Consider the following 11,985-nt stretch of genomic DNA (forward strand, 5'->3'; position numbering starts at 1 on the left):
GACCTGCTGGCCCCACCCGGGTGCCGCCCCATCCCCGATGCCGGCGGCCACCGGCGGCCGGGGCCGCGGCACCTCACCGATCCGTTTAACTTTAAGTAACACCACCCATGATTGTTTCGCTTCTCGCGCTCGCGGGATTTGTGGCGCTGACGATCGGCACCGGTTTTTTCGTTGCCATCGAATTCGCGCTCACCGGACTGGAACGTTCCCAGATAGACCACGCCGCCGCCACCCGCAAAGACGCCACCTCGGTGGCGATCAAAAAGGCGCACTCCAACCTCTCCTTCGAGCTGTCCGGGGCGCAGCTGGGCATCACCTTGACCACCCTTGCCACCGGCTATCTGGCCGAACCGGTGCTGGCCACCTACATCGACCCGCTGCTGGAGTTTGTCGGTCTGTCCGATGAGGCGGCACGGCCGATCGCGCTGATCCTGGCGATGCTCATCGCCACGTTTTTGTCGATGGTCTACGGGGAGCTGGTGCCGAAAAACATGGCGATCACCGACCCGATGCGTGCCGCCCGCATCACGGTGCGCCCGGTGATCTGGTTCAACCGGATATTCACCCCGTTTATCAGGATGCTCAACGCGATGGCCAACACGCTGGTGCGCAAAATGGGTATCGAACCAGCAGATGAACTGGCCTCCGCCCGCTCCCCGCAGGAGCTGGGCGCGTTGGTGAGAAACTCCGCCAAACACGGCTCCATGGAACAGGCGAAAGCGGTCATGCTCGACAAGTCGCTGAAATTCGGGGAAGCCACCGCCGAAGACGTCATGACCCCGCGGTCAACCATCGAAGCCCTCGATATCGATGACACGGTCGCGGATTTGCTGAAACTGGCGTTGGACACCGGGCATTCCCGTTTCCCGGTCATCGACGGCGACCTGGACAACACTGTCGGTGTCGTGCACGTCAAAGATGCTTTCCCGGTGGCGAAATCGGAGCGCACGACCACCCGGGTGGCCACCCTGGCACGCCCCATACCGGTGGTGCCCGACACCTTGGACGGGGATGCGGTACTCAATGCGGTGCGCTCGGCCGGCTCACAGGTGGTGCTGGTGGCCGACGAGTACGGCGGCACCTCCGGGATTGTGACCATCGAGGATGTGGTGGAAGAGATTCTGGGTCCCGTCTACGACGAACACGACGACGCGGAAACCGACCGGGATTTCATCGCCTCCGGGGCCAGCTGGGACTGCTCCGGGCTGGTGCGCATCGACGAGCTGCCCGACAAAACCGGCTGCTATGTGCCCGAAGGCCCCTATGAGACTCTCGGCGGGCTGATCATGAGCCAGCTGGGCCGGATTCCTTGTGTCGGCGATACGGTGCTGCTGCCGCAGACCGAGCACGATTTCATGGACGAATTCGAATCCGGGGTGCGTGGCCGCTGGATAGCCCGGGTCACCGTCATGGACCACCGCCGCATCGACCGGGCGTATCTGACCCCGATCACCAATGAGGAAGCCGAGGACTACAGTTGCTGAGCCACGAAATATTCGCGGTCGTCGCCTCGATCGTGCTGCTGGGTGTCAACGCTTTTTTCGTCGGCGCCGAATTCTCCCTCATCTCCTCGCGCCGTGACCGACTCGATTCGCTGGTCGCCGGCGGCGACCGGCGGGCCAAAGCGGTCCTGAAAGCCACCGAGCATCTGTCCGAACAGCTGGCCGGCGCGCAGTTCGGCATCACCATCGCCAGCCTGTTTCTCGGTAAAGTCGGCGAACCGGCCATCGCCCACCTGATCGAGGATCCCTTCCACGCGCTGGGCCTGCCCGGCCATCTGCTGCACCCGGTTTCCTTCGCCATCGCCCTGCTGATTGTCACCATGCTGCACATCATCATCGGTGAGATGGTGCCGAAAAACATTGCTCTGGCAGGCCCGGAAACCGTGGCCATGGCGCTGGTTCCCGCCCACCAGTGGTTCGTGAAAATCACCCGGCCGCTGATCGTGGCAATGAACGCCATCGCCGGGTGGACCCTGAAACTGTTCGGCATCGAGCAAAAAGATGAACTCGATTCCTCCGTCGACCCGGAACAGCTGGCCTCGATGATCACCGAATCCCGCAGCGAAGGCCTGCTGGATGCGGAAGAAACCGTACGGCTGAACAAAGCCCTGAAATCGGATCACCGGCTGGTCACCGAGGTGCTGATTCCGCGGCACAAAGTCATCACCCTGCCCTTCGGCGACAAAGGCCCCACCCTGCTGGAACTGGAGGACACCGTCGGTGAGACCGGGTTCTCCCGTTTCCCGGTCACCGGTTCAGACGGCACCTACATCGGCTACATCCACGTCAAAGACATTCTGGGGCGGATGGTGTCAGCCGATTCCAGCCTCAACGAGCACATTCCATCCGCCCAGCTGCGCACCCTGATCAGTGTCGATGCCTCCGGCACACTGGATGACACCATGCGGCTGATGCGCCGCCAGTCCGCCCACATGGCCCAGGTCATCGACCACGGCCAGGTCACCGGCATTGTCACCCTGGAGGATCTGATCGAGGAATTCGTCGGCACCGTCCGCGACTGGACCCACGAACAGCAGGATTCATCCCCCGCACAGACCACCACCGACACCACCCGCCCGACCGGCTAGCCGGGCCTGACAAGCCACGACAGTTACCGTTCCACCCCATGTCTTCCCGCCCACCCACACTCCTGCCGGCGCCGGTGTGGCGCCGCCTGGCAAACGACCACGCCGACCGCACCAGGCTGCTTGTCGGCGACCACATCACCCGGCGAAGCCGCGGCCAGAAACACCCGGTGTGGGATTTCCTCTTCGACTACTACATGGTCTCCCCGGCGAAACTGGCCAACTGGCATCCCGGCGTGGACCGGGGTTTGGAAGGCGAGCCGCCGCACAAAAAGTGGAAGGGCTACACCACCGTCACCGTCGACGGCACCCCGGCGGTGGCTGTCGACCGGGACGGGGAACGCCGGCGCCACGGGAGCGAACTTGCCGCCATCGGCAGGCTGCTGGCCGCAACCGTCGACAATCCGGCGCACTTCAACTGTTTCGGGCTGCATGAATGGGCGATGGTTTACCGGCAAAAAACCCACCGGCATCCGCTGCCCCTGCGGCTGGGGCAGGAAGGAACCGATGCGGTGGTCGACAGCCATGATCTCAAATGCACCCACATCGACGCCTACCGGTTTTTCACCCCACCGGCCAAGCCACTGAACCTGCATGTCATCACCCGGGACAGCCAACCGGAATTCGAGCAGTGCGGCTGCCTGCACGCGACGATGGACTTATTCAAATGGGCCAAAAAAATGGGTCCCCTGGTCGACGGGGAACTGCTTCTCGACTGCTTCGAGCTGGCCAAAGACGCCCGGGTTCTGGACATGGAGGCCTCCCCCTACGACTGCCGGGAGCTGGGTTTCGGGGTGGTTGCGGTGGAAACGGCGGAAGGAAAACGCCAGTACGTGAACCGGCAGCGCGAACTGGCGCAGCGGGCAGCCCCACTGCGCAGCCGGTTGCTCGGCATTGTTGAGGCCGTGATGTGACAGCATCGGCCCGCCGACGGCCTAAAACCTGACGGCCTGAACTTTTTCGTCGGCTTTTTCTTTCAGGATCATGGCGGTGCGCAACGACTCGGAATACACCGGATGGGGGATTTCCCCCACTGCCTGACCATCGCCGTCGGTGAAGTAGAACCACATGGTGGTCATCTCCCCGCGGGACTGTTCGGCACAGTCGATGTGGTAGACCACCTCCCCGTTCTCGGTCGGATAGGCGGCGGTGATGGAGGTGCCGTCAATGGTCATGCCCTCGGCGGCGCACAATGCATCCAGCCGGGAATCCGGCCCGTGCCGGTACCACCGGCCGCCTGCATGGGCGGCCAGTTTCCGTTCCATGGCGGCAATGCTTTCCGGTTGGTGGAACACCGGACGGTCCAGCTGCCGGAAACGCTGAACCAGCCCCAGTTTGTCGCGCGCATCAGCCCAGGTGCGGCATTTTTTCAATTGCAGCGGATGAAACAGCACCACCGGATCCCCGTCGGCCACCCGGATCGAACGCACCCGGCCCTTGCGCCGTGTGAGCAGAATCTTCTCCCCCTCAAACCCGGTGAGAAAACCTTTCTTTCCGCCGGCCTGAACGACCAGGTTCTCCAGGGCCTCCCGCCACAGCGGATCCTGCCATCTGCTGCGCAACCAGCCGGCGGTCTGCGGGGCATCCCCTGTCATCCACACCCGGATGGTGCGGTTGACCTCCGGCGGCAGTGTGCTCAGGGCCGCATCCGGGTTCTGGATTTCATTGACCGCGGCCGCGGCTTTCACCATCGACCGATACACCGGTAAGCCCCGGGCGTCTTCGGGAATGTCGGTGAACAACTGCTCTGTCTTGTTGTCCCGGCACATCACCCCGCCCAGGCCGTTGAAGGCGAAGCTGTACGGGCCGTCATCAATCCATCGTGTCTGGGCGGTCATGGTGCTGCGCGTTGCTCCTTAAAGTTCCTTTTTTCGGATAACAAAGCCGTGCGGTGACAAGACTGCGGCCGGGTCTGTCCCCCACCATTTGTAGCGAACATTGTGTGTCCGGGCAGTAACAATGATCTGTCCACCCGGTGTCATCTGGATAAACGGCGGGGCGCCGTGGCGAACATCACGACACACGGGCGGGTAACACCGGCCGCACTGCGCCGGCAACATAGACTTGGGTGGTCCATCAGCCAGCGACCGGACTACCCCCGGCCGGTGGAACGCGCAGAAGAATTGAGGCACCCGCACCATGGCCCGCCACACCAACGGCCAGTTCACCTTCAAAGTGGCCGCCGGCCCGATTGTCATTGCGCTGGTGGTCACTCTGGTGGCCTGCATGGTGTGGTTGTGGACTGTGCAGCGTGATGCGGCAACCCGCGCCCACGACACGGTCGACCCCTGCAAGGGCCGGCAGGTCATGCTCACTGTGGCCGGCACCCTCACCCCGGAGCTTGCCGAGCTGCTCACCGCCTTCGACAAGACCCGGCCGATTGTCGACGGCTACTGCGTACGCACCATGACCACCGCCGATGTCAACCGGGCATCGGTGATCATCGCCCCCGGCTCCCGTGATCTTGTCGCCGACCGGATCATTGATCTGAAACTCGCCCCTTCCGGTGACACCTGGCCTGTGGCCTACACCAGGGATGTCGGTGTGGCCCACCTTCCGATGCTCAGGATTTCCGGCGACAGCTGGACCGACCTGGCAGGCCACGGTGTGGCACTGCCCGCCCTGCCGGTTGCGGAGGAACGGGCGGTGGCTGCCCTCCGGTTGGCCGGCGGGGACAGCGCCGCAGCGGTGCGCTGGATCAAAGACAACAACGAGTTGACCCTGGCGCGCGCCACAACCCTCAAAAGGCCGCTGGTGGCCATGGCTGAAAAAGAAGTTCCGGAAGGCTACCGGTTCACCCGTCCTGAACCTGCAGCAATACTCCCCTTCTATGTTGTTCCGCTGACGCAATCGCCGACGGTGAACGCCCGGCAGCAACAGGCCGGCATGGCCTTTGTTTCTTTTATCGCCGAGCATGTCGACCAAAGCCTGGACCACGGTATCGATACCGGGCTTCTTGCTGATGCGGCAGCCGTCACGGCAGCAACAACAGCCACCGGGCAGCCCCAACCGCCGGACAATGCCCCGGCGCAACCGGCCCCACCGCCTGCCGAATCCGCTGTCACCCCTTAAAAAAACCGTCGGGCCGGCCCTTTTCATCACCCATCCCAGCGGCCCCCCGCTGCCCCGCTGGCCGAACAACCATGCAGACCACCGTTGTCACGATTGTTGTGTGACCAACACCCATTCGTGCCATCAGCAGACACCAAGCCCCTCACCGGCACGGCGGCCCGTGTGTTATAGGTGGGTGCCCCACGACGCACCAAAGCCATACCCGCATCATGCGGATATGGCTGAAGTACAGGTGAGTTCACCAGCCCACAAGCGGGCACCTGGCATCAGGAAACGGTTGAGGGCACCCGCTCACCCGACCCAAGCGCCGGCGGCCGGGACAAAGACTAGGAAACCTTGCGGGCCTTGCGGCGTTCGGCCAGCTCGTCGCGGGCGGTCTGCGGGGCGTCATCGAGCTTCTCGGAGGGGAAGGACTCGATGGTGCCGGTCAGTTCCTTCATAATGCCCGGGATGGCGATGCCGAACACGCCCTGTCCACCGGACAACAGGTCAATGACTTCATCGCTGGAGCGGCACTCGAACACGCTCGTGCCGTCGGACACGAGGGTCAGTTGGGCGAAGTCGTCGATACCCAGATCCTTGAGTGTTTCCACGGCCAGGCGGATATTCTGCAGGGAAATACCGGTGTCCAGCAGACCCTTGACAATCTTGAGGACCAGAATGTCTTTGAAGGAATACAGCCTCTGCGTACCTGAGCCGCGGGCGGAGCGAATCGACGGCACCACCAGTTTGGTGCGCGCCCAGTAGTCGAGCTGACGGTAGGTGATGCCCGCCACCTGGCAGGCGATCGGGACACGGTAGCCGACTTCCTCGTCGGGCCCCATATCAAACAATGACTCCTGGACGGGGCGATCTTCTTCGGACACGGTGAACTCCTTGGCGCTTGCACGTAATTGTAAGGGTGAACGCTCGCCGCTTGCCACGGACGCGGATACACCGGTTATGGTTCTTTTTCTACCAGGTGGATCCTATTCGACTGTGGCGCTAACGCGACAGCCCTCCTGCGGTGCGGAAGGCCTTAAAGTCCTCACCCTTGACTTCTGTAGAGAAGTGTAGGTGTAAATACTCACGTTGTCATCTTCAGTCACACAAACCCCATCTTTCACAGATTCCCGAAGGGGTATAACTACCCCCATGAGGTCCCGGGGCGGTGACGGCAAAAAAGCAGGGGCAGCCTGTCCGGCTGCCCCTGGTCCACGCTGCTGTGCAGGCTGTTGTGCGCCGAGACGTCAGTCGCGCAGACCGTTTTTGACGAATGCGGCATGCAGCGACACCACCAGCGAGGACAGCTGCATGGACAGATCTTCGGCATGCAAGGCGGCATCTTCTTTGTGTTTGGCCGCCCGGCGGGTCGCCACCTGGGAGATCAGGGCGCTCTGCCGGTCGGCGGCATGCTTGAGCTGTTTGACGTGGCGGACATCCAGTCCGAATTGGGCCAGCGCCTGCGCGGTGGAGGCGATAACCGCATCGTCGGCGGTGAACAGTCCCGTGGTGTCGGGGCTGATGATTTTTTCCGCCACCAGGCTGGAGACGAACTCACGGTCCACACCGGCCCGCTGGGCGACATCGGCATCGGTCAGACGCACCGCTTCCCCGGATTTGAAATCCTGCGGGCTGATCAGGGCGTGGCTCGATCCGCTGGCACCCATGATCGCGGTGACGGTTCCGTCATCCATGGCGTCAAGCTGTTCCTTGATCACTTTCAGCGGCAGATAATTGTCGCGCTGATTGACCAGGATGTAGCGGACACGTTCAATGTCGGCTTCGGTGAAACGCCGGTAGCGGCTGTCGGTGCGCCGCGGGCTGATGAGGCCTTCCGTCTCGTAGTAGCGGATGCGTGAGACCGTCAGATCGGGAAACTCCGGCTGGAGTCGCTCGAGCACGGCACCGATGTTCATGGTTTTCTGACTCGGCACCGCTTTCGCGGACAACTGCTTGGGTACGGCGTTCAACGGCATTCACCTTGCGGAAATAAAGAGTCTGTCAGGCCCGCACCACCCGGAAGGGGCGGCGCGGAAACCTGCTTGCCGGCAATGAACCGGGCATCGGGGGCTGTGGTTGCCCCACACCGGCCCGTCGTCTGTGCAACCGGTGGTTGTACCGGTTGCACACACGTCACAGCCGCTGTGGGCAATGGAAGAAATACTACCGTCCGGCGCAGGCAGCCGGAGCCGGATTTTTGTCCCGTCCCCCCATGGGTGGCGGAAACCCTGTCCCGGGCTGCGGCTTACGCGGCGGAAAGCGGGGTTACTTGCCCAAAATGAAGGCGAGACGGAACTTGCCGATCTGGATTTCGTCACCATCGTGGAGAACCTCGGAGTCTTTCGGCTCACGGTTGACGTAGGTGCCGTTGAGGCTGCCCAGATCGACCACGGTGAATTCACCGTCGTTGATGCGGAATTCCGCGTGTCTGCGCGAGACTGTCACATCATCGAGGAAAATATCCGACTCCGGGTGACGCCCGGCGGCGGTGGTTGGCTGATCGAGGAGGAAACGAGCCCCGGCATTGGGGCCGCGTTTGACGACCAGGAGAGCGGATCCGGCGGGAATTTTAGTGTTCTCCGAGGAGGGAACCTGGCTACCTGCACCCGATTCCATCTCCTTGAGCAGATCGGCCCGGAAAACCGAGGTTGTTTCGGCCTGGGCCTCGGGGTAGCCGGTGTTCTCGCTCATGGGCGTGTCATTCCTTTCCTCAGCGCGCACCGCGTGCGGTCGCGCGCATCCGACCAGCGTCGGTGTTGTCAGCTAGGTACGTATTTTTAAGTGTAATAGCAGGTACAGCCTCACCCGCGCCGCTGAACAAAAGCGGGGCGGGCATGTGCGCCTGCGGGGTTCACACCCGGTCACCCGGGTTGATGTGAACGCCTGCCGGGGCATGGTGTTCGATAACCGGCGCCACCGGAAACCTCCGGTGCGCGGTAGGCACCATCATAGCCAATAGAGCCTGCCCCGGGCAGCTTGGCCGGACCGTCGCCTGATGCCCTGTCGCGGCTACACCCGTCACCGTCGGCGGGAGGGCGAAAACAAAGGTATTCCTCCCCGGCAGGGGGGGACTAGTCCTTGGCCACCGGGCTTCCGCCGAACATCAGCCGCACGGCCTTTTTCAGTTTGTTGCCGTTCGACGACAGGGGGTTGTCATTGACCATGTAGGTCCAGGTGGCCGAGGGACGGGCCAGACCCTCTTCTTCCAGGTGCGCGCCGTCATTGTCGATGCGCACCCGGGTGAAAGTGTCCACGGCCTCCTCCATCGCCCGTTCGGCCAACTGCTTGAACTCGTGGACGGCGATGCGGTGGTATTCATCCAGTGGGGTTTCCCGGGCGATGGCCCGCAGGTGAATGGATTCCCGGACATCGTCAAGCAGCGCCAGATGATCCGACCAGCCGTTGTCGAGGTGGTAGAGCATCACGTCACGGGCCGCCTGCACCAGCACCCCATGGTCGACGGTGGCCTCCAGCTCCTCGACCCGCCCGGGCACCCGGGACCGGAAGGATTCCAGTGCGGCGTCAGTGTCGAGAATCTCCCCCCGGCGTTCATCGATGATGATGCGCTGGTCGGCGATCAGCTTGTTGTATTTCCACGTCTGGGAGTGGATTTCCAGCAGCTGGCCTTCAGTGACCCGCTGGCAGTGCTCCACATAGTCGCGGATGCGTTTGGAATCGATCATGCCGAACTGGTCCGGGTTGGCGGTGATGTCTTCCCCGGCGCCACCGGTGGTGACCATGTCGTCTTCCAGGGACACGAAAAACAGGCTGGAGCCGGGATCACCCTGCCGGCCGGCCCGTCCGCGCAGCTGATTGTCCAGCCGTGAGGAACGGTGGCGGCCGGTCCCCAGAACAAACAGTCCACCGGCTTCAGCAACCCGGTCGTGGTCGCGCTCGTCGGCCCCGCCGAGTTTGATGTCGGTGCCGCGCCCGGCCATCTGGGTGGAGACGGTGACTTTGCCGTATTCCCCGGCCTGGGCGATGATTTCTGCCTCCGCCCAGTCGTTTTTGGCGTTGAGGACATTGGTCTCAATGTCGAATTCGGCGAGTTTGGCGGCCAATTCCTCCGACTCGGCAACATCCTGGGTGCCGACGAGAATCGGCTGCCCGGTGGCGTGCACCCGCCGGATTTCATCGACGATGGCATCGTTTTTCTGCTTCATCGTCGCATACACGCGGTCGGCCTCGTCGAAACGGATCAGCTCTTTGTTGCGGTCGATAACCGACACTTTCAGCTGGTAGAACTGGGCCAGCTGGTCGGTGGCCTCCACCGCGGTACCGGTCATGCCGCACACCGTCGGGTAACGGTGCAACAACGCCTGCAGCGTGATGGTGTCAAGGATCCGGCCACCCTCGGTGACAGCCAGGCCTTCTTTTGCTTCCACCGCAGCCTGCAGGCCATCGGGCCACCGCTGCAGATCAGCAACCCGCCCCTTGGAGGCGTCGATCAACGCAACTTTGCCGTCGCGGATCAGATAGTGGACATCGCGCAGCAGAAGCTCCTGGGCGTGCAGGGCCAGGTTGACCTGCACCAGGGTGGTGCCCACATGTTCGTCGTCGTAGAGGGAATCAATGCCCAGGGCGCGTTCGACTTTGTCGGCTCCCTGCTCGGTGAGAAACACATTGCGGCGGTCATCATCGGTGGTGAAATCGGTTCCCTGCCGCAGGTTTTTCACCAGCTCGGTGATCTTTCCCTGCGGGGCGCTACCCGGTTGTGAACCGGCCAGGACCAGCGGCACGAGGGCTTCATCGACCAGCACCGAATCGGCTTCGTCGACAATGGCCACATCGGCGCCGTGCTGGACGGCATCCTCGCGCCGGGTGATCAGCTGGTCACGCAGAACATCAAAGCCGATCTCGTTGACCGGCCCGTAGACAATGTCGCGGGCGTAGACCTCCCGGCGTTCACCGGGGGTCATTTTCTCGGTGATCGCCCCCACCGACAGGCCGAAAAACTCCACCAGCGGGCGCATCCATTCCGCGTCACGGTGCGCCAGATAGTCGTTGACGGTGATCGCATGAACCGTGTGCCCCATCAGACCGTAGCCGGTCGCGGCCATCGCGCCGACCAGGGTTTTGCCCTCACCGGTGGCCATGTGGATGACGTCACCGGCCAGAAGCCTCAAACAGGCCTGCGCCTGCGGGGGAAAAGGGGTCAGCCCCAGGGTGCGTTGGCTGGCCACCGACAGCACGGCCAGAAATCCCGCCGGGTCGGTGATTTTTTTGTCGCTGACCATCGACCGGGCTTTGTCGGCCAGCTCTTTGTCCGACAGGCGGTTCAATTCCTCCTGCGCCTGGGATGCTTTCGCCACGATCTGCCGGGATTTTTTCTGGCTGCGGCCCGACTGACCCCCCATCGCTTTCCAGAACCAGCCAAAACCGGCCACGGCGATCCACTCCCATCGGTTTGCGCTACGTCTTCTTCCCCGGCGGGATCACCCCGCCGGTCCACCCCGTGATTCTACAGCCCGGTGCCGCGGCCGCCCGACACCGCGGGCCGCGGTCACCGGCGGCAACCCGACAGCTGTCGTTGTTTCGGGCGGCGGCATCCTGGCACTTTCCGCTGTGCCGCACCAGTGCTCTGGCCACCCGGGGGTATGTCGGCTTAACCTAGTGGGAGGTATCAAAGCACAGTCGCAAACGATTTCAACGAAAGGCAACCGGTGCACTCTTTCAGCGTCACTGTCCCGTCGTCGACCGGACTCAACTTGGCGGGAACCGTCGATATGCCCGACAGCGAACCGGTCGCGTGGGCACTGTTTTCCCACTGTTTCACCGGTTCCCGGTTCACCCCGGCGGCCAGCCGCGTGTGCAAGACGCTGGCCGAGGCCGGGGTGGCGTGTCTGCGCTTCGATTTTCCCGGCCTCGGCCAGTCGGAGGGCAAATTCGAGCAGACCTCGTTTTCCATGAACGTCGATGATCTGGTCAGCGCCTACTCCTGGCTGGAAGAAACCTTCGAAGCACCGAAAATCCTCATCGGCCATTCACTCGGCGGGGCGGCGGCGCTGAAAGCCGGTGCCCGGATGCCGAAGCTGACCTGTGTGGCCACCATTGGCGCGCCCTTCGATCCGGCGCATGCCGTGCTGCATTTTGCCGACCGAATCAGTGAAGTCGACGAAAACGGGGCGGTGACCCTGACTTTGGGCGGGCGCGATGTGACGATCTCGAAACCGTTTTTGGAGGATCTGGCCGAGATCAACCCCGAGGCCTACATCCCGAAACTGCGCAAACCGCTGCTGATTCTGCACTCCCCGCTGGATACCACCGTCGGCATCGACAATGCGCAGAATATTTTCCTCACCGCCCGCTACCCGAAATCGCTGGTGGCACTGGATAAAGCCGAC

10 protein-coding genes are annotated in these 11,985 nt (G+C 62.9%); 5 read left to right on the top strand and 5 right to left on the bottom strand.

Going from position 1 to position 11,985, the window contains the following annotated elements; translation table 11 throughout:
* Window positions 1–107: 107 nt before the first annotated feature.
* From JZY06_RS02785 to JZY06_RS02795, 3 genes are read left to right on the top strand one after another with little or no spacing between them, the layout of a single operon-like run.
* Window positions 108–1,484: a hemolysin family protein gene (locus tag JZY06_RS02785; protein ID WP_207118251.1), complete on the top strand. Its 1,377-nt coding sequence runs from the start codon at window positions 108–110 to the stop codon at window positions 1,482–1,484.
* Complete coding sequence (locus JZY06_RS02790; RefSeq protein ID WP_242516446.1) at window positions 1,478–2,590, top strand: hemolysin family protein; 1,113 nt, start codon at window positions 1,478–1,480, stop codon at window positions 2,588–2,590. Before JZY06_RS02785 ends, JZY06_RS02790 begins: the two co-directional genes overlap by 7 nt.
* Window positions 2,591–2,628: 38 nt before the next feature.
* Window positions 2,629–3,501, top strand: coding sequence for a 3-methyladenine DNA glycosylase (locus JZY06_RS02795; RefSeq protein ID WP_207118252.1), 873 nt, complete (start codon window positions 2,629–2,631; stop codon window positions 3,499–3,501).
* A gap of 21 nt (window positions 3,502–3,522) precedes the next feature.
* On the opposite strand, the gene JZY06_RS02800 is transcribed toward JZY06_RS02795, so the two are convergent.
* Complete coding sequence (locus JZY06_RS02800; RefSeq protein WP_207118253.1) at window positions 3,523–4,425, bottom strand: DUF4132 domain-containing protein; 903 nt, start codon at window positions 4,423–4,425, stop codon at window positions 3,523–3,525.
* A 301-nt stretch (window positions 4,426–4,726) separates the two neighbouring features.
* Between JZY06_RS02800 and JZY06_RS02805 the strand changes: the two genes are divergently transcribed.
* Window positions 4,727–5,659, top strand: coding sequence for a hypothetical protein (locus tag JZY06_RS02805; protein WP_207118254.1), 933 nt, complete (start codon window positions 4,727–4,729; stop codon window positions 5,657–5,659).
* 326 nt (window positions 5,660–5,985) lie between these two features.
* On the opposite strand, the gene JZY06_RS02810 is transcribed toward JZY06_RS02805, so the two are convergent.
* The 4 genes from JZY06_RS02810 to secA2 form a co-directional block, all read right to left on the bottom strand.
* Complete coding sequence (locus JZY06_RS02810) at window positions 5,986–6,483, bottom strand: MerR family transcriptional regulator (RefSeq protein ID WP_207118328.1); 498 nt, start codon at window positions 6,481–6,483, stop codon at window positions 5,986–5,988.
* Window positions 6,484–6,888: 405 nt separating this feature from the next.
* Complete coding sequence (ftsR, locus tag JZY06_RS02815; protein ID WP_242516448.1) at window positions 6,889–7,617, bottom strand: transcriptional regulator FtsR; 729 nt, start codon at window positions 7,615–7,617, stop codon at window positions 6,889–6,891.
* A 289-nt stretch (window positions 7,618–7,906) separates the two neighbouring features.
* A complete protein-coding gene (gene odhI / locus JZY06_RS02820; protein WP_207118255.1) occupies window positions 7,907–8,332 on the bottom strand; it encodes an oxoglutarate dehydrogenase inhibitor Odhl in 426 nt (141 codons plus the stop codon).
* A 380-nt stretch (window positions 8,333–8,712) separates the two neighbouring features.
* Window positions 8,713–11,028 (bottom strand): accessory Sec system translocase SecA2, encoded by a 2,316-nt coding sequence (gene secA2 / locus JZY06_RS02825; protein WP_207118256.1) that lies wholly within the window; start codon window positions 11,026–11,028, stop codon window positions 8,713–8,715.
* Window positions 11,029–11,304: 276 nt separating this feature from the next.
* Between secA2 and JZY06_RS12160 the strand changes: the two genes are divergently transcribed.
* On the top strand, window positions 11,305–11,985 hold a 681-nt coding region (locus JZY06_RS12160), incomplete at its 3' end, for an alpha/beta hydrolase family protein (protein ID WP_330617048.1).

The sequence above is a fragment of the Corynebacterium mendelii genome, from assembly GCF_017307055.1.
Classification (GTDB): domain Bacteria; phylum Actinomycetota; class Actinomycetes; order Mycobacteriales; family Mycobacteriaceae; genus Corynebacterium; species Corynebacterium mendelii.